A 16,941-nucleotide genomic window follows, 5' to 3' on the forward strand; every position below is an offset into this window, starting at 1 on the left:
ACTTATGTGATGATGATCAAGACTGGTTTTCCTCGCTGTCTGGTTCTCGTCGGCGCGGCGGCCGTGCTCACGGCCTGCGGATCCCTCGCCGCCGCCCCCGAGCCGCACACCGGCTCCCGCCACGGCGCTCCCATGCCACCGGCCTCCCTCGCCTCGCGGCTCGACGACCCGCCCTCGGCGCCGTCGCAGCCGCCGTCCGGACGGGAGCCGCAGCAGCGGCCACCGGCGTCGTCCGGGCCGGGGTACGAGGGGGGCGAGGGAGACGAGGGGTACGAGGAGGGCGAGGAGGGCGAGGGGGACGGCGGAGGGGTCGAGGGCGGCCGGGCCCGGGAAGCGTCGCCCTCCGGCGACGCCCCGGCGTCCGCCCCGGCCGCCGGGCCGCCCGGTACGGCCCCGGCGGGCGCGTCCGACGCCTACCGCCGCTGGGGTCTTGACCGGCCGCTGGCGCGGCCCCCGGCCCCGCCCGACGTCAAGCCCGCGCTCGGGCGGTCGGGCCCGCAGCAGTGGGGGCTGCCGCCGATCGTGCGGCGGGTGCCGACCGACCAGCGGGTGGTCTTCGTGACGATCGACGACGGGATCGAGAAGGACCCGCGCTTCGTGGAGCAGGCCCGCGAGCTCGGGCTGCCCTTCACCGGGTTCCTGACCGACGACGTGATCGGGACCCACTACGACTACTTCGACCAGCTGCGCCGGCTCGGCAACCCCATGGAGAACCACACCCTGACCCACCCCAGCCTGGCCGGTATGGCCTACGACGACCAGGTGCGGGAGATCTGCGGCCAGCGCGACATCCTGTGGCAGCGCTTCGGTCAACAGCCGAAGCTCTTCCGTCCCCCGTTCGGGGAGTACGACGACACGACCCTGCGGGCGGCGTCCTTCTGCGGGGTGCGGACGGTGGTGCTGTGGCGCGCCGAGATGGAGACCCACGGTCTGGCCTACCGCTCCGGCGACCATCTGCTGCCGGGGGACATCGTGCTCGCGCACTTCCGGGGGCCGGAGCAGCTCGAGGGCCAGTCGATGACCGAGTGGATCACGGGGCTGGTGCGGGCGATCCAGGCCCAGGGCTTCACGATCGGACGGCTGGAGGACTACGTATGAGGGCCCTCCGCGGGACGGCCCCGGAGAGAGCCGCGCGGAGGCCGCCACCACGTCGCTTGGCACTCTAGTTGACTGAGTGCTAACCGCGTCATAATGTCGAGGCTGGCACTCGGGACCGATGAGTGCCAGGGATACAGCGACGGGCAGGTCCGGCACCCGCGACGACGGATTTACCTGGTCGCCACCTCAGACAGTTGACCCCGTGAGATCTCCGAAGGGGGAGGTCGGATCGTGACGACCACCAGCTCCAAGGTTGCCATCAAGCCGCTCGAGGACCGCATTGTGGTCCAGCCGCTCGACGCCGAGCAGACCACAGCTTCAGGCCTGGTCATTCCGGACACCGCCAAGGAAAAGCCCCAGGAGGGCGTCGTCCTGGCCGTGGGACCGGGCCGCTTCGAGGACGGCAAGCGGCTTCCGCTCGACGTCTCCGTCGGTGACGTCGTGCTCTACAGCAAGTACGGCGGCACCGAGGTGAAGTACAGCGGCGAGGAGTACCTCGTCCTCTCGGCTCGCGACGTTCTCGCGATCGTCGAGAAGTAATCACCGAAGTTTTGCCTATGAGCCGTGTCCCGGTGCCCGTGTCATCTGAAACCGGGGTCGGGGCACGGCTTGTTTGAGAGGACATACGCAACTCATGGCGAAGATCCTGAAGTTCGACGAGGACGCCCGTCGCGCCCTCGAGCGCGGCGTCAACAAGCTCGCGGACACCGTCAAGGTGACCATCGGCCCCCGTGGCCGCAATGTCGTCATCGACAAGAAGTTCGGTGCCCCCACCATCACCAACGACGGTGTCACGATCGCCCGTGAGGTCGAGGTCGAGGACCCGTACGAGAACCTTGGCGCTCAGCTCGTCAAGGAGGTGGCGACCAAGACCAACGACATCGCGGGTGACGGCACCACCACCGCCACCGTGCTGGCCCAGGCGCTCGTCCGCGAGGGCCTGAAGAACGTGGCCGCGGGTGCCTCCCCGGCCGCCCTGAAGAAGGGCATCGACGCGGCGGTCAAGGCCGTCTCGGACGACCTGCTGGCCACCGCCCGCCCGATCGACGAGAAGTCCGACATCGCCGCCGTGGCCGGGCTGTCCGCACAGGACAAGCAGGTCGGCGAGCTGATCGCCGAGGCGATGGACAAGGTCGGCAAGGACGGTGTCATCACCGTCGAGGAGTCCAACACCTTCGGTCTGGAGCTCGACTTCACCGAGGGCATGGCCTTCGACAAGGGCTACCTCTCGCCGTACATGGTCACCGACCAGGAGCGGATGGAGGCCGTCCTCGACGACCCGTACATCCTGATCCACCAGGGCAAGATCTCCTCCATCCAGGACCTGCTGCCGCTCCTGGAGAAGATCATCCAGGCCAACGCCAGCAAGCCGCTGCTGATCATCGCCGAGGACGTGGAGGGCGAGGCCCTCTCCACCCTCGTCGTCAACAAGATCCGCGGCACCTTCAACGCCGTCGCGGTGAAGGCCCCGGGCTTCGGTGACCGCCGTAAGGCCATGCTCGGCGACATCGCCACCCTTACGGGCGGCACCGTCATCGCCGAGGAGGTCGGCCTCAAGCTCGACCAGGTCGGCCTGGACGTGCTGGGCACCGCCCGCCGCGTGACCGTCACCAAGGACGACACCACGATCGTCGACGGTGGCGGCAAGGCGGACGAGGTTTCCGGCCGCATCGCCCAGATCAAGGCCGAGATCGAGGCCACGGACTCCGACTGGGACCGCGAGAAGCTGCAGGAGCGGCTCGCGAAGCTGGCCGGCGGCGTGTGCGTGATCCGCGTGGGCGCGGCCACCGAGGTCGAGCTCAAGGAGAAGAAGCACCGCCTGGAGGACGCCATCTCCGCGACCCGCGCCGCGGTCGAGGAGGGCATCGTCTCCGGTGGTGGCTCCGCGCTGGTCCACGCCGCGAAGGTGCTGGAGAACAGCCTGGGCCTGCAGGGCGACGAGGCCACCGGTGTCGCCGTGGTCCGCCGCGCCGCGGTCGAGCCGCTGCGCTGGATCGCCGAGAACGCCGGTCTCGAGGGCTACGTGATCACCTCGAAGGTCGCCGAGCTCGAGAAGGGCCACGGCTACAACGCGGCCACCGAGGAGTACGGCGACCTGGTGAAGGCCGGTGTCATCGACCCGGTCAAGGTCACCCGCTCCGCGCTGGAGAACGCGGCGTCGATCGCCTCGCTGCTGCTCACCACCGAGACCCTGGTGGTCGAGAAGCCGGCCGAGGAAGAGGCCGAGGCCGCGGGCCACGGCCACGCGCACTGACGCTCCGGCGTTCTGCCACGAGCAGCGCGAAGGCGCGGCCGCCCAACGGGCGGCCGCGCCTTCGCGTGTTCCGGGCCCCGAGGGGCTACCCCTTCGCCGGGGGGCGGCCGACCTTGGAGGAGATGGAGGAGAGGGCCGAGCGCGGGGCCAGCTTGGCCAGGCTCGACATCGCCTTGTAGCGCGGATCCGGGATGGACAGCGACTTGCCCCGGGCGAAATCCTTCAGCGCCGCCGTGACCAGCCGGTCCGGGTCCAGCCACATCCAGCTCGGCACGCTGGTGTCCTTGATCCCCGCCCGCGCGTGGAACTCCGTACGGACGAACCCCGGGCACAGCGCCATCAGCCGTACCCCCGAGCTGGCCAGGTCCTTCGCCGCGCCCTGCGTGAACTGCACGACCCACGCCTTGCTCGCCCCGTACGTCCCGCGCGGGAAGAAGGCCGCGAGCGACGCCACATTGATCACCCCGCCGCGTCCCCGGTCGCGCATCGTCCCGGCCCCCGCGCTGGTCAGCCGCAGCACCGCCTCGCAGTGCAGCTTCAGCATCCGCAGCTCATCGGCGATCGGCACCTCCAGATAGCGGGCGCGGTTGCCGAAACCGGCGTTGTTGACGAGCAGGTCGACCGGGTGGGTACGGTCCTTCAGCCGGGCCTCGACCGCAGCGATCCCGTCATCCTCGGAGAGGTCCGCCACCAGCACGTCCGCCTCCACGCCGTGCCGGTCGTGCAGATCCGCGGCCTGCTCCCGCAGCCGCTTCTCATCGCGTGCGACGAGCACCAGATTGTGCCCGTCGGCGGCGAGCCGGCCCGCGAAGGCGGCGCCGATGCCCGCGGTGGTTCCGGTAATCAATGCAGTCGTCATACGCGCACGTTATCGGCCACGGCGGGCCCCGGAGGACCGCCGAGCGGCACCGCGAGCGATCTGCGCCGGAATGAACGCTTCCGTCAGTCCGCTTCCGTCAGATCGCCTTCGCGGACCGGTACTTCAGGGCGGCCTTCCGTGCCTCCGGATGCAGCGCGTCACCGGCCGCCAGCACCCTCGGCAGCAGCTCCCGCTCCGTGGTCTCGGCACGGAAGAGGAACGCGACCGTCACCTCGTGGTCGGGCCGGTGCACGATCTCGACGGCGTCGCCCGAGCGGATCTCGCCGGGCTCGAGCACCCGCAGATACGCACCCGGGACGGCGGCCTGGGTGAACCGCTTGAGCCACCCCCGCTCGCCCAGCCACCCGGCGAACGTACGGCACGGGATCCTCGGTGAGGTCACCTCAAGCAGCAGCTCGCTCCCCACCCGCCAGCGCTCGCCGATGAGGGCGCCGTTGACGTCGATACCGCCGGTGGTGAGGTTCTCGCCGAAGGCGCCGTTGGCCAGCTCGCGGCCCAGCTCCCGCTCCCAGACGTCGAGGTCCTCCCGGGCGTAGGCGTAGACGGCCTGGTCGTCGCCGCCGTGGTGGCGGAGGTCGCAGACCGAGTCACCGGCCAGACCGCTTCCGGCCCGGCCCTTCGGCCCGGGGGCCGCGACCCGTACCGGGCGGTCGACGGGCCGCTTGTCGATACCGGTGCCGGCGGGGCAGTCGGTGTGGGTGCTCGGCATCGCGCGGCCGACGTTCACGGTGAGGACGGCTGAGGGGCGTGGAGTATGCGGCATGACCGCACCGTAGGACAGTGAGGTCAAAGCGTCGACGTAATATCCCGGCCCGTACCCAAGGGCCCCTTATGCTCAAGTCATGATCGAGGCTCGCCATCTCAGGGTGCTGCGCGCGGTGGCCGCCACCGGCTCCTTCTCCGCCGCCGCCCGTGAGCTCGGCTGCACCCAGCCCGCCGTCAGCCAGCAGATGAAGGCCCTGGAGGGCGCCGCGGGCACCCCGCTGCTGATCCGCAGCGGGCGGGAGATGCGGCTGACCGAGGCGGGCCGGGCGCTGGTGCGGCACGCCGGCGGGATCCTGGCCGGGCTGACCGCCGCCGAGGAGGAGGTCGCGGCGATCGCCGGGCTGCGCTCGGGCCGGGTGCGGCTGGTGTCCTTCCCCAGCGGCAGCTCGACCCTGGTGCCCATGGCGCTCGCCGAGATGCGCGCGGCGCACCCCGGGACGCGGGTCTCGCTGGTGGAGGCCGAGCCGCCGGGCTCGGTGGAGATGCTGCGCTCGGGCGACTGCGAGATCGCGCTGGCCTTTCGGTATCCGCAGGTGAGCGCGGAGGCGGAGGCGGCTTCGGGAGGTGGCGGCGAGTGGGACGACCTGGTCCTGCGGCCGCTGCTGAGCGATCGGCTAGTGGGCGTGGTGCCGGAGGGGCACAAGCTGGCGGGCGCCGGGGCGGTGGGTATCGCCGAGCTGGCCGGGGAGCCGTGGATCGCGGGCTGCCCGCGCTGCCGGGGGCATCTGGTGGAGGTGTGCGAGTCCGAGGGCTTCACCCCGCGCATCGACTTCGCGACGGACGACTATCCGACGGTCGTCGGCCTGGTCGGGGCCGGGCTGGGGGTCGCGGTGCTGCCCGAGCTGGCGCTGGAGTCGGTGCGGACCAAGGGCGCCACGACGCTGGAGGTGGAACCGGCGGTGCGCCGGGAAGTGGTGGCGCTGACCCTGCCCGACCTCGCCCGCGTCCCGGCGGTGGCGGCGACGCTGGACCGGCTGGAGCGGGCCGCCCGCAGATGAGCGGCGCGCGCACCACCCCGCGGGCCGTCCGCGCATGCGTCGGGTGGTGACGGAAGGAACGTTTCTTCAGTTGGCCGCGATCAAGCCGCGATCAGGATCCCGGGGCGCCCGTACTGGCGACCGCGCGGTGCCGTGCCCGCCCCATGAGCTCCTCGCGCTCGTCCTCGGTCAGCCCGCCCCACACTCCGTAGGGCTCGCGTACGGCAAGGGCGTGGGCCGCGCACTGCGCCCGTACCGGGCAGCGCATGCACACCTCTTTCGCCGACATCTCGCGTGCGCTGCGGGCAGCGCCGCGCTCCCCCTCCGGGTGGAAGAAGAGCGAGCTGTCGACCCCGCGACACGCGGCCAGGAGCTGCCAGTCCCACAGGTCGGCATTCGGGCCGGGAAGACGGGAGAAATCTGCCATTGCCTTATCTCCTCGAAGTGATCGGCTGCGGACGCTGTGTCCTGGGTCGCACACCTACGGTGTAAGTAGATGTAAATATGACTCATTGCGAATCTAGCCACACAGACCGGCAAATTGGAAGCAAGGTCGCCAAATGCCACCGAAGGGACTGCCCCGGGGGCTGCCCTATGGGGGAGACGCGAAGGACGCGACCGGCGTGACGGAGCTGCTCCGTGTCCGGGCCCTCACGTAGAGTGTCGAAGGTGGCCGCCGAACCCCGTAACTCTTTCGGGTGACCGTCGTTGAGAGTGCGGAGGCGGTTGATGGGTAAAGCTCTCGGACAGATATCCGGGGCTGTCAATCGCTCAGGTGACGATATGTACCAGCCTGGAGGCTCAAGGTGACGCGCATCAGCTGCGGAGGGCGGCCATGACATCCGTCCTCGTCTGCGACGACTCCCCGCTTGCCCGAGAGGCGCTGCGCCGCGCGGTGGCGACCGTGCCCGGCGTCGAGCGTGTGACGACGGCGGCCAACGGCGAGGAAGTCCTCCGCCGCTGGGGTGCCGACCGCTCGGATCTGATTCTGATGGACGTACGGATGCCCGGTCTCGGCGGGGTCGAGACCGTGCGGCGGCTGCTCTCCGCCGACCCCGGCGCCCGGATCATCATGCTCACGGTCGCCGAGGACCTGGACGGAGTGGCGCTGGCCGTGGCGGCCGGCGCCCGTGGCTATCTGCACAAGGACGCCTCGCGCGCCGAGCTGCGCGCCACCGTGACCCAGGCGCTCGCCGACCCCACCTGGCGGCTGGCCCCGCGCCGGCTGCGCTCGGCCGAGATGGGCGCCGCGCCCACGCTCACCGCGCGGGAGATCCAGGTGCTCGAGGGCATGAGCCACGGCCGGTCCAACGCGGAGATCGGCCGCGAGCTGTTCCTGTCCGAGGACACGGTCAAGACGCACGCACGCCGGTTGTTCAAGAAGCTCGGCGCGTCCGACCGGGCACATGCGGTGGCCCTCGGGTTCCGCTGGGGTCTGGTCCGCTGATCCGGCCACGACCGTTCTGACGTGCTGCGCAGCGGGGGCGCGACGGTCCCCGCCCGTCGGGTGGCGGGCGGGGCGAAAGCGTGCGCGGCGAGCGCTGTGGTGGTGGCCTGTATCAGTTCCCCGCGCTATGCCGCATCCTTGAAGGTGTGGAGTTCCTCGGGGACGGTTCGGTCGGGCGTGAGGGGAGAGCGCAGGACGTGACGACAACCGGCGCACCTGCTCATAACGCTTCAGCGCACAACTACGGACGCGATGCCACGGAGCCTCCGGGCCCGAGGCACCATGGATGGATGCCGCGCGACGACGAGAGCCCAGGAGCCCCCAAGGGAGCTCCCGGGGGTACGGGGGCGATCGGCTCCCTCGTCGGGCGCGCAGCCGAGGGGGACGAGCGGGCCACCCACGATCTGCTGGCCCTGGTCCACCCGCTGGCCCTGCGCTACTGCCGTACGAGACTGTCCCGACTTCCGGGTGATGCCCGCCACTTCGTGGACGACCTGGCGCAGGAGGTCTGTCTCGCGGTGCTGTGCGCGCTGCCGCGCTACCGCGACACCGGAAAGCCCTTCGAGGCGTTCGTCGTGGCCATCGCCTCGCACAAGGTCGCCGATCTGCAGCGGGCCGCCATGCGCCACCCGGGCTCCACGGCCATCCCCTCGGACGAGATGCCGGAGCAGCCGGACGATTCGCTGGGGCCCGAGGAGCGGGCGCTGCTCAGCAGCGACGCGGAGTGGGCCAAGAAGCTGCTGGCCAACCTTCCGGAGAACCAGCGCGAGCTGGTGCTGTTGAGGGTCGCGGTCGGGCTGACGGCGGAGGAGACCGGGCAGATGCTCGGAATGTCCCCCGGGGCGGTGCGGGTCGCCCAGCACCGGGCGCTGAGCAGACTGCGCGCGCTCGCCGAGCAGTGAGCCCCTGGCCCACCGGAGTTCTGATCGGCTCGTTATCTTGTTGTGCCTTCCGCATTTAGCAGGTCGCTGAGAAGTTATCCACAGGGCGGAATGAGGCACTCGGGGAGCCCGTTAGCATGGGAGTCCGCGCTGGGGCAAGACCATTGGAAGGGTGTCATGACTGACAACGTCGACGGAGTGCCTGAGAAGTTCGCCATGCTCGGGCTGACGTACGACGACGTGCTGCTGCTGCCGGGCGCCTCCGAGGTGCTGCCGAACGCGGTCGACACCTCGTCCAGGGTCTCCCGGAACGTGCGGGTGAATGTGCCGCTGCTGTCCGCCGCCATGGACAAGGTCACCGAGTCCCGGATGGCCATCGCCATGGCCCGGCAGGGCGGCGTGGGCGTGCTGCACCGCAATCTGTCCATCGAGGACCAGGCCAACCAGGTCGACCTGGTCAAGCGGTCGGAGTCCGGTATGGTCACCGACCCGATCACGGTCCGGCCGGACGCCACGCTGCACGAGGCGGACGCGCTGTGCGCGAAGTTCCGCATCAGCGGGGTGCCGGTCACGGACGCCGTGGGCAAGCTGCTCGGCATCGTCACCAACCGTGACATGGCCTTCGAGGTCGACCGGGGCCGCCAGGTCCGCGAGGTCATGACCCCGATGCCGCTGGTCACCGGCAAGGTGGGGATCTCCGGCGAGGACGCGATGCAGCTGCTGCGCCGCCACAAGATCGAGAAGCTGCCGCTGGTCGACGACGCGGGCCTGCTCAAGGGCCTGATCACGGTCAAGGACTTCGTGAAGGCCGAGAAGTACCCCCACGCGGCGAAGGACGCGGGCGGCCGGCTGGTCGTCGGCGCCGCCGTCGGCGTCGGCGACGAGTCGTACGAGCGGGCGCAGGCGCTGGTCGAGGCCGGGGCCGACTTCCTGGTCGTGGACAGCGCGCACGGCCACAGCCGGGGCATCCTCGACATGATCGCCAAGATCAAGTCCAATATCGCGGTCGATGTGGTGGGCGGCAATGTCGCCACCAGGGACGGCGCCCAGGCGCTGATCGACGCGGGGGTGGACGGGGTCAAGGTCGGCGTCGGTCCGGGCTCGATCTGCACCACGCGCGTGGTCGCGGGCATCGGCGTGCCGCAGGTGACGGCGATCTACGAGGCCGCCCGCGCCTGTCACGCCGCCGGAGTGCCGCTGATCGGCGACGGCGGTCTGCAGTTCTCGGGCGACATCGCCAAGGCGATCGCGGCCGGTGCGGACACCGTGATGCTGGGCAGCCTGCTGGCCGGCTGCGAGGAGTCGCCGGGCGAGATGGTCTTCATCAACGGCAAGCAGTTCAAGTCCTACCGGGGCATGGGCTCCCTGGCCGCCATGCAGACGCGTGGCCAGGCCCGCTCGTACTCCAAGGACCGCTACTTCCAGGACAACGTCCTGTCCGAGGACAAGCTGGTCCCCGAGGGCATCGAGGGCCAGGTGCCCTACCGTGGTCCGCTGGCCTCGGTCGCGCACCAGCTGGTGGGCGGTCTGCGGGCGTCGATGGGCTATGTCGGCTCGGCCAATGTGGCGGAGTTGAAGGAGAAGGGCCGCTTTGTGCGGATCACCGCGGCGGGCCTCAAGGAGAGCCACCCGCATGACATCCAGATGACCACCGAGGCGCCGAACTACTCTGGCCGTTGATCCACGCTGTCCGCTGATCCGTGCTGTCCGTGCTGTCCGTGCCATCCGCGCCGTTCACCCGGGCGACCTTGCGACGGTGCGGGCAGGGATACTGGGACGGCTGTTCGTGAACAGGGAAAGGCACCCACGTGACTGAGATCGAGATCGGGCGCGGTAAGCGCGGCCGCAGGGCGTACGCGTTCGACGACATCGCCGTTGTGCCGAGTCGTCGCACCCGGGACCCGAAGGAGGTCTCGATCGCCTGGCAGATCGACGCCTACCGCTTCGAGCTGCCGTTCCTGGCCGCGCCGATGGACTCGGTGGTCTCGCCCCGCACCGCGATCCGCATCGGTGAGCTCGGCGGCCTCGGGGTGCTCAACCTCGAGGGGCTCTGGACCCGTTACGAGGACCCGGAGCCGCTGCTGGCGGAGATCGCCGAGCTGGACGAAGGCACCGCGACCACCCGGATGCAGGAGATCTACGCCGAGCCGATCAAGGAGGAGCTGATCGGCCAGCGCCTGAAGGAGGTGCGGGACGCGGGCGTGGTGACCGCCGCCGCCCTGTCCCCGCAGCGCACGGCGCAGTTCTCCAAGGCCGTGGTGGACGCGGGGGTCGACATCTTCGTGATCCGCGGCACCACGGTCTCCGCCGAGCATGTCTCCGGCGCCGCCGAGCCGCTCAACCTCAAGCAGTTCATCTATGAGCTGGACGTCCCGGTGATCGTGGGCGGCTGCGCCACCTACACGGCCGCGCTGCACCTGATGCGCACCGGCGCGGCCGGTGTGCTGGTCGGCTTCGGCGGCGGCGCCGCGCACACCACCCGCAATGTGCTGGGCATCCAGGTGCCGATGGCCACTGGGGTCGCCGATGTCGCCGCCGCCCGCCGGGACTACATGGACGAGTCCGGTGGCCGCTATGTGCATGTGATCGCCGATGGCGGCGTGGGCTGGAGCGGCGATCTGCCGAAGGCCGTCGCCTGTGGCGCGGACGCGGTGATGATGGGTTCCCCGCTGGCGCGGGCCACCGACGCACCGGGCCGCGGTCACCACTGGGGCATGGAGGCCGTGCACGACGAGGTGCCGCGCGGCAAGCGGATGAACCTGGGCACGGTGGGCTCCACCGAGGAGATCCTCCTCGGTCCCTCGCACACCACCGACGGTTCGATGAACTTCTTCGGCGCGCTGCGCCGCGCGATGGCCACGACCGGCTACTCGGAGCTGAAGGAGTTCCAGCGGGTCGAGGTCACGGTCGCTCCGTCGGCCCGCGACAAGCGCTGAGCGTTCTTCACGGGCCGGTTCAACCGGTTCACGGGCCGGTTCAACCGGTTCGGCAACCGGTTCAGCAAGGGGAGGGCCCCGACCGCCTCGCGGTCGGGGCCCTCCCCTCGCTGTGTTGCTCGTGGGCTCAGCGGTTGCTGATCCGGTAGGCGGTGCTGACCGCGGCGACCGGCGCGAGCGCCATGAAGATGTAGGTCAGCGCGTCGGAGTCTTCCTTCCACGACTTCCACAGGTCGCTGAAGTGGTCGAAGAAGATCTCGTTCGAGGAGAGCACCTGGCTGCTGGCGCCGCCGCCGATCTTGTCGGCGTAGTTGCTCATCACATCGTGCAGGATCATGGCGTAGCCGTAGAGCTCGCCGAGGAACACCGCGGCCAGGGCCAGCACCGCGCCGACCACCCACAGTCCCGTGTTGCGGCCGCCCAGCTTGGCGACCGCCAGACCGATGAGCGCGCCGACGACCACACCGGCGTACGCGAACTGCGTGACCTCCGGCGGGGTCTTGTCCGTGTTCGCCATCGCGCTCAGCAGGAACGCGTAGAGGAACGCGCCGACGACCGTGGCCACGAGGGCGGCGCCCACCGCCAGCAGCGGGTTGCCGGGGCGGCCGGCCGGCGGCGCGGGCGGCGGGAAGCCGCCGCCGTACTGCGGCTGAGGCTGCTGGGGCTGCTGCGGCTGCCCCTGCGGGTAGCCGTAGCCGGGCTGCTGCGCGGAGCCGTACCCACCGGCCTGCTGGGGCGGGGCGGGCTGCTGCGGATAGCCACCCGGCTGCTGCGGGTACCCGCCTGGCTGCTGTGGCTGCTGCCAGTTCTGGCTCATGGAATTCCCCCGGGGATGAAGGTGTTGAGACCGCGTTCCGGGGACAGCTCGGCTGATGAGCGGCTGCGGGCTGGGAACGCGGAAGGAAACTTTCGAGCCATAAAACTAACAGGCAGGCATGACAATCAGACAAGTCGTGTCTGACGTCCGTGACATGGCTGGGACCGGACGGAGACACGTTGGCCCGGCATATGGGGATTCGTCGCCGCTATTCGGTGACGCGCTTCGCGACGAGGTAACTTTCCGCTCCCGCCACGGCGTAGAAGGTGATGTCGTTGCGCCCGAGGATATGATCGTGCCAGTAGTCCGCCACCAGCCCGAAGTGCTTGATCAGGGTGTCGGAGGTGGGCCAGGAGCTCTCGTCCCCCATCAGTACCGCGGCGCCGATCAGTTGCGCCAGCGAGACACTGACCACGGCCAGCGGTATGCCGACGAGCGCCAGCAGCGGCGCCCGGCCGCCCAGCTTGCCCAGCGCGGCGCCGGTCAACAGTCCGATGCACAGCGCCCAGTAGCCGACCTCCTGGCCACGGTGGCCGATTTTGCCCTGGATGAAGCCGAAGACCACGGCTCCGAGCAGGGCCGCCGCGATGCCCGCCGCGAGGCCACGGGCCGGCCGTGGGGCCTGAGCTGCGGAGGGAACGGACGCGATCATGTCGGCAAGGTAGCAGTGGCATGGCCGCACGGTGGTGCGAATGACATCAGTGCCGGGACAGAATCCGGCATAAGCAATAATGTCAACTTATGGCGCAGAACAAGTCGTTCAATGGGCGTGACATGGGTATCGACCTCGGCACCGCCAACACACTGGTGTACGTCCGGGGCAGGGGCATCGTGCTCAACGAGCCGTCGGTTGTGGCCGTGAACACAGTCGACGGCAGTGTGCTGTCGGTGGGTTCGGCGGCCAAGGAGACCATGGGGCGGACGCCGGCGAACATCGTCGCCGTGCGGCCGCTGCGCGATGGCGTGATCGCCGATTTCGAGATCGCCGAGCGCATGCTGCGGTACTTCATCAAGAAGGTCATGGGCAGCCGCCGGCTGGCCCGTCCCCGCGTGGTGGTCTGTGTGCCCTCCGGGATCACCGGCGTTGAGCGGCGCGCGGTGATGGAGGCCGCCACCCAGGCCGGGGCGCGTCAGGTGCATCTGGTCGAGGAGCCCATCGCGGCGGCGATCGGCGCGGGGCTGCCGGTGAGCGAGCCGACCGGCTGCATGGTGGTCGACATCGGCGGCGGTACGACGGAGGTCGCCGTGGTCTCGCTGGGCGGCATCGTCACCGCGCGGTCGGTGCGCACCGCGGGCGACGCGATGGATGTCGCGATCAGCTCCTATGTGAAGAAGCAGTACGCGCTGGCGATCGGTGAGCGGTCCGCCGAGGAGATCAAGGTCTCCATCGGATCCGCGTCGCCCACCGGGCCGCTGTCCGTACCGCGGGTCTCGGAGTCCGTCCGGCGGCCCGAGCGGAATGTCGAGGTGTTCATCCCGGGCCAGAGCGAGGACAACGAGGACACCCAGGCGCTGCTGCCGCCGGACCGCTGCACCATCCGCGGCCGGGACCAGGCGACCGGGCTGCCCAGGGTGCTCGAACTGACCTCGGACGAGGTGCGGCAGGCCCTCGCCGAGCCGGTGGACAGCATCGTCGCGGCGGTGCGGGCCACGCTCGACGAGACCCCGCCGGAGCTGGCGGGCGACATCATGGACCGCGGCATCGTGCTGACCGGCGGCGGGGCCCTGCTGCGCGGCCTGGACGTACGGCTGGGGCGCGAGCTGAACATCCCGGTGCTGGTGGCCGACGACCCGCTGGACTGCGTGGCCATCGGCACCGGCCGCTGCGTGGAGGACTTCGCCTCCCTGCGCACCGCGATGGACGCACGGCCCCGGCGGCCGGACGCCGTGCGGGTGTGACGCCGAGGCGCTCCGCTGGGAATGCCCCGAGATGCCGTCGATCGTCTTGCGGCGCCGTCGCGGCCGGTCCCACGCATCGGCACAGCCCCGCGCCCCTTCGGGGCGCCGTTCGAACCGCGGCCGACTTCGGCGATCCGCTGAGGCGTCTCGGGGCGGCCCGGCGGGTCTCCCCGGGGTGGCGGCCTTGAGCGTGCGGCATCGCCCCCGGCGTGGTGGGCTGGTGACACCGCGTCGGTCCCGTGCGGCGTGGGCGGACGGCAGTCGCGGGCGTCGAGGTGGTGGTCGTGGGGCGCGGCAGGACGTACCGGCGGGCGGTCGTCGCGACCGCCACCACGATCCTGGTCGCGATCACTTCCGTGCTGACGCCCGCCGGGGCAGCCGCGATGGCCCTGGCGGACGGCCGGGAGGTTCATGCCGCGGCCGCCATGGCAGCCACGCAGGGCAGCATGCCGTACGGAGCCATTCCGGCGAACGGTCGCGGGGCTCAGGACGTCACGAGGGCGCGGGGCCGTGGGGCTCAGAGCGCCGCTCCGGCGAACGGCCGGGGTGCTCGGGGCGGTACGCCGCAGGGCCGTGGGCATCATGGTGCCGCTCCGGGGAGCGGCCGGGGGGCTCATGGGGCCGCGCCGCAGGGTCGTGGGGCTCGGGGCGTCACGACGACTCAGGGCCGTGGGGCTCACCGCCTCGCCCCCGCGGACGGTCGCGGGGCTCAGGGCGTCGCGATGGCGCGGGGCCGGGGTGCTCGCAGCGTCGCCCCGGCGGGCGGCCGGGGGGCTCAGGGCGGTACCACGGTGGGCGGCCGAGAGGCTCGCGTCGCCGCGTCGCGCGGCCGTGGGCCTGACGGCGGCCGCACGGCCCACGCCCCCTCCGCTCCCTCCCGCCGGTACCCCGTGTCCGTCGAGCTGGCCTCCCTCACCCCTGCCGTGATCCGTCAGGGCGGCGACCTGAGGATCAGCGGGCGGGTCACCAATACCTCCGGGCGGCGGGTCGGGGCCGCGCGGATCGGGGTGCGGATCGGGGCCTCCGGGGCGATCGACACCCGGGGCGGGCTCGCCACCGTGGCCCGTCGTACGCCTCTGACCCGGGCCGACGGCCCCGAGGTGGCCGACCGCACGGCCCGTCTCGCCCCGCTGCCGACCGGCGCCGAGCGGGGCTTCCGGCTCACCGTGCCCGTCCCCGACCTGGAGCTGGACGGCGCCGGGGCGTACGCGCTCACCGTGGATGTCGTTCGCGCGGACGGAGCGGGCGCCGGGACCGTGCTCGGGCTGACCCGCACCCATCTGTCCGCGTATCCCGACGCCACCCGGCTGGAGCCGCTGCGCACCACCGTACTGTGGCCCGTGCTGGACACCCCGCGGATGGAGGCGCTGACCCTGCGCACCCAGGACACCGTGTTGCCGGTCTTCCGCGACGATCAGCTGACCGCCGCCTTCGGGCCGGGCGGGCGGCTGCGGCGGCTGGTGGAGATGGGCAAGGGGCAGCCGGTCACCTGGGTCCTCGATCCGGATCTGATCGTCCAGGCGCGGGCCATGGTCGCCGGGTACCGGGTGGCCCGTACACCAGGTGACACCGATCCGCAGCGGGCCACCGAGGGGAAGGGCGGCGAGGCGGCGGCGGGCTGGCTGGCCGCGCTCCGCGCGGCGGTCCGGGGCCGGGAGGTGATCGCGCTGCCGTACGCGGACCCGGATCTGGCCTCGCTCGCCCGCGGCGGCGGTGTCCCGCTCGCCGGGCTGCTGCGCCGGGCCTCGCGCACCGGCCGGAGCGTGGTGGACCGGGCGCTGGGCGTCCACGCGCGCGCCGGTGTGGGCTGGCCCGCGGGCGGCGAGCTGGACGACGGGATCGCCCGGTACGCCAAGGGGCTCGGCCTGGACACGGTGCTCGCCTCGGGCGCCGGGGTGGCCTCCGCCGGTGAGCTGGTCTCGGAAGGGGCCACCGACGACGGCGCCGTCTCACTCGAGGGCGGCACGACCGCGCTGCGCTACGACGCGGCGATCGCGTCCCAGCTCTTCGCGAGCCACCCGGCCGCGGGCGCCTCCGGCGCGCCCGCCCGGCTGCGCTTGCGCCAGAGGCTGCTCGCCGAGACCCTCACGGCCGCGAGGGAGCTGCCGTACGCCCGCCGCGAGCTGGTGATGGTGCCGCCGCGCCGGATGCCGCTCGCGGTCGCCCGGGTGCTGCTCACGGTGGTGGCCGAGGGCCGTAAGGCGGGCTGGCTGGAGCCGGCCGGGTTCGCGGCCGCGCTGCGCAAGCCCTCGGCGGGGCGGCTGCGGGGCTTCGACGGCTATCCGCTCGCGCGGCACGCCTCCGAGCTGCCGCCCGCCCGGCTCGCGGCGGTGGTCCGGGACCGGCTGCGGATGCGGGCCCTGGCCAAGGTGCTGTCGGACGCGCGGGCCACCGCCGCGTCCGTACGGGCCGCGCTGGCCCGCTCCGTCGCGACCGCCTGGCGCGCCGACCCGGCGGGCGCGTCCTCGTACCAGCGGGGGGTGTCCCGCTATCTGACCGCCTCGATCGCGTCGGTGCGGCTGGTGCCGAAGTCCACGGTGGTGGTGACCGGGGGTTCGGCGACCATCCCGGTCACCGTCGACAACGGCCTCCAGCAGGATCTCACCGGGGTGGAGCTCCGAGTCCTCTCCAGCCGCCCCGAGCGGCTGACCGCCCGGGACCGCGCGATGCCGGTCCAGGCGTCGCGCGCGGTGAGCCGTACGGTGCGGATCCGGGTGGAGGCGTACGCGAACGGGCCGGTGCGGCTGACCGCCCAGCTCTACACCACCACCGACGGCAGGCCCTGGGGCGCGCCGATGACGTTCACGGCGGATGTGCGGTCGGTGCCGTCGGGAGCGGTGATCTTCGTGCTGGGCGGGACGGCGCTGATCGTGCTGGCGGTCGCGTTCCGGCTGCGGCGTACCCGGAGCCGGTGACGGCGTACCCGGACTCGGTGACGCCGTACGCGGACCCGGTGACGGGGTACCCGGACCCGGTGACGGCGGGGC

The 16,941-nt window shown here is 71.6% G+C and carries 15 protein-coding genes; 10 read left to right on the plus strand and 5 right to left on the minus strand.

What is annotated here, in order from left to right; translation table 11 throughout:
• Positions 1 to 9: 9 nt before the first annotated feature.
• The 3 genes from J2Z30_RS15740 (at position 10) to groL (ending at position 3,352) form a co-directional block, all read left to right on the plus strand.
• Positions 10 to 1,098 carry a polysaccharide deacetylase family protein gene (locus tag J2Z30_RS15740; protein WP_245388047.1) on the plus strand — a complete coding sequence of 363 codons (1,089 nt, stop codon included), beginning with the start codon at positions 10 to 12 and terminating at the stop codon, positions 1,096 to 1,098.
• 231 nt (positions 1,099 to 1,329) lie between these two features.
• On the plus strand, positions 1,330 to 1,638 hold the full coding sequence (gene groES, locus J2Z30_RS15745) for a co-chaperone GroES (RefSeq protein WP_014054228.1): 309 nt from the start codon (positions 1,330 to 1,332) through the stop codon (positions 1,636 to 1,638).
• 94 nt (positions 1,639 to 1,732) lie between these two features.
• Positions 1,733 to 3,352: a chaperonin GroEL gene (groL, locus tag J2Z30_RS15750; RefSeq protein ID WP_044571559.1), complete on the plus strand. Its 1,620-nt coding sequence runs from the start codon at positions 1,733 to 1,735 to the stop codon at positions 3,350 to 3,352.
• Between the two features lie 85 nt (positions 3,353 to 3,437).
• Here the strand turns inward: groL and J2Z30_RS15755 are convergent, their stop codons facing one another.
• A complete protein-coding gene (locus tag J2Z30_RS15755) occupies positions 3,438 to 4,211 on the minus strand; it encodes an SDR family NAD(P)-dependent oxidoreductase (RefSeq protein ID WP_044571557.1) in 774 nt (257 codons plus the stop codon).
• A gap of 97 nt (positions 4,212 to 4,308) precedes the next feature.
• Positions 4,309 to 4,995 carry an MOSC domain-containing protein gene (locus tag J2Z30_RS15760; protein ID WP_044581573.1) on the minus strand — a complete coding sequence of 229 codons (687 nt, stop codon included), beginning with the start codon at positions 4,993 to 4,995 and terminating at the stop codon, positions 4,309 to 4,311.
• Positions 4,996 to 5,074: 79 nt separating this feature from the next.
• Between J2Z30_RS15760 and J2Z30_RS15765 the strand changes: the two genes are divergently transcribed.
• Positions 5,075 to 5,995, plus strand: a complete 921-nt coding sequence (locus tag J2Z30_RS15765; protein WP_044571555.1) for a LysR family transcriptional regulator — start codon at positions 5,075 to 5,077, stop codon at positions 5,993 to 5,995.
• Between the two features lie 91 nt (positions 5,996 to 6,086).
• On the opposite strand, the gene J2Z30_RS15770 is transcribed toward J2Z30_RS15765, so the two are convergent.
• Positions 6,087 to 6,401, minus strand: a complete 315-nt coding sequence (locus tag J2Z30_RS15770) for a WhiB family transcriptional regulator (protein WP_037952995.1) — start codon at positions 6,399 to 6,401, stop codon at positions 6,087 to 6,089.
• 408 nt (positions 6,402 to 6,809) lie between these two features.
• Between J2Z30_RS15770 and J2Z30_RS15775 the strand changes: the two genes are divergently transcribed.
• From J2Z30_RS15775 to J2Z30_RS15790, 4 genes are all read left to right on the plus strand, one after another.
• Positions 6,810 to 7,421 carry a response regulator transcription factor gene (locus J2Z30_RS15775; RefSeq protein ID WP_003948568.1) on the plus strand — a complete coding sequence of 204 codons (612 nt, stop codon included), beginning with the start codon at positions 6,810 to 6,812 and terminating at the stop codon, positions 7,419 to 7,421.
• Positions 7,422 to 7,711: 290 nt separating this feature from the next.
• Positions 7,712 to 8,323: a sigma-70 family RNA polymerase sigma factor gene (locus J2Z30_RS15780; RefSeq protein WP_044571548.1), complete on the plus strand. Its 612-nt coding sequence runs from the start codon at positions 7,712 to 7,714 to the stop codon at positions 8,321 to 8,323.
• 156 nt (positions 8,324 to 8,479) lie between these two features.
• Complete coding sequence (gene guaB, locus J2Z30_RS15785; protein ID WP_044571546.1) at positions 8,480 to 9,982, plus strand: IMP dehydrogenase; 1,503 nt, start codon at positions 8,480 to 8,482, stop codon at positions 9,980 to 9,982.
• Between the two features lie 128 nt (positions 9,983 to 10,110).
• Positions 10,111 to 11,238 carry a GuaB3 family IMP dehydrogenase-related protein gene (locus J2Z30_RS15790; RefSeq protein WP_044571544.1) on the plus strand — a complete coding sequence of 376 codons (1,128 nt, stop codon included), beginning with the start codon at positions 10,111 to 10,113 and terminating at the stop codon, positions 11,236 to 11,238.
• 127 nt (positions 11,239 to 11,365) lie between these two features.
• Here the strand turns inward: J2Z30_RS15790 and J2Z30_RS15795 are convergent, their stop codons facing one another.
• Positions 11,366 to 12,055 carry a hypothetical protein gene (locus J2Z30_RS15795; RefSeq protein WP_044571543.1) on the minus strand — a complete coding sequence of 230 codons (690 nt, stop codon included), beginning with the start codon at positions 12,053 to 12,055 and terminating at the stop codon, positions 11,366 to 11,368.
• Positions 12,056 to 12,263: 208 nt separating this feature from the next.
• The gene (locus tag J2Z30_RS15800) at positions 12,264 to 12,707 is read right to left on the minus strand and encodes a hypothetical protein (protein WP_044571541.1); all 444 of its coding nucleotides are present in this window, start codon (positions 12,705 to 12,707) and stop codon (positions 12,264 to 12,266) included.
• Positions 12,708 to 12,796: 89 nt separating this feature from the next.
• On the opposite strand from J2Z30_RS15800, the gene J2Z30_RS15805 reads away from it, so the two are divergent.
• Complete coding sequence (locus tag J2Z30_RS15805; protein WP_044571539.1) at positions 12,797 to 13,954, plus strand: rod shape-determining protein; 1,158 nt, start codon at positions 12,797 to 12,799, stop codon at positions 13,952 to 13,954.
• A gap of 722 nt (positions 13,955 to 14,676) precedes the next feature.
• A complete protein-coding gene (locus tag J2Z30_RS15810) occupies positions 14,677 to 16,869 on the plus strand; it encodes a DUF6049 family protein (protein ID WP_245388048.1) in 2,193 nt (730 codons plus the stop codon).
• The last annotated feature ends 72 nt before the right edge of the window (positions 16,870 to 16,941 follow it).

The organism is Streptomyces iranensis (assembly GCF_017874715.1).
Lineage (GTDB): Bacteria > Actinomycetota > Actinomycetes > Streptomycetales > Streptomycetaceae > Streptomyces > Streptomyces iranensis.

Bases quoted from the DNA above. Each gene is read 5' to 3' on its own strand.
- J2Z30_RS15740 (WP_245388047.1), top strand. From the start codon at position 10: ATGATGATCAAGACTGGTTTTCCTCGCTGTCTGGTTCTCGTCGGCGCG.
- groL (WP_044571559.1), top strand. From the start codon at position 1,733: ATGGCGAAGATCCTGAAGTTCGACGAGGACGCCCGTCGCGCCCTCGAG.
- J2Z30_RS15755 (WP_044571557.1), bottom strand. From the start codon at position 4,211: ATGACGACTGCATTGATTACCGGAACCACCGCGGGCATCGGCGCCGCC.
- J2Z30_RS15760 (WP_044581573.1), bottom strand. From the start codon at position 4,995: ATGCCGCATACTCCACGCCCCTCAGCCGTCCTCACCGTGAACGTCGGC.
- J2Z30_RS15765 (WP_044571555.1), top strand. From the start codon at position 5,075: ATGATCGAGGCTCGCCATCTCAGGGTGCTGCGCGCGGTGGCCGCCACC.
- J2Z30_RS15770 (WP_037952995.1), bottom strand. From the start codon at position 6,401: ATGGCAGATTTCTCCCGTCTTCCCGGCCCGAATGCCGACCTGTGGGAC.
- J2Z30_RS15775 (WP_003948568.1), top strand. From the start codon at position 6,810: ATGACATCCGTCCTCGTCTGCGACGACTCCCCGCTTGCCCGAGAGGCG.
- J2Z30_RS15780 (WP_044571548.1), top strand. From the start codon at position 7,712: ATGCCGCGCGACGACGAGAGCCCAGGAGCCCCCAAGGGAGCTCCCGGG.
- guaB (WP_044571546.1), top strand. From the start codon at position 8,480: ATGACTGACAACGTCGACGGAGTGCCTGAGAAGTTCGCCATGCTCGGG.
- J2Z30_RS15795 (WP_044571543.1), bottom strand. From the start codon at position 12,055: ATGAGCCAGAACTGGCAGCAGCCACAGCAGCCAGGCGGGTACCCGCAG.
- J2Z30_RS15800 (WP_044571541.1), bottom strand. From the start codon at position 12,707: ATGATCGCGTCCGTTCCCTCCGCAGCTCAGGCCCCACGGCCGGCCCGT.
- J2Z30_RS15805 (WP_044571539.1), top strand. From the start codon at position 12,797: ATGGCGCAGAACAAGTCGTTCAATGGGCGTGACATGGGTATCGACCTC.
- J2Z30_RS15810 (WP_245388048.1), top strand. From the start codon at position 14,677: ATGGCGCGGGGCCGGGGTGCTCGCAGCGTCGCCCCGGCGGGCGGCCGG.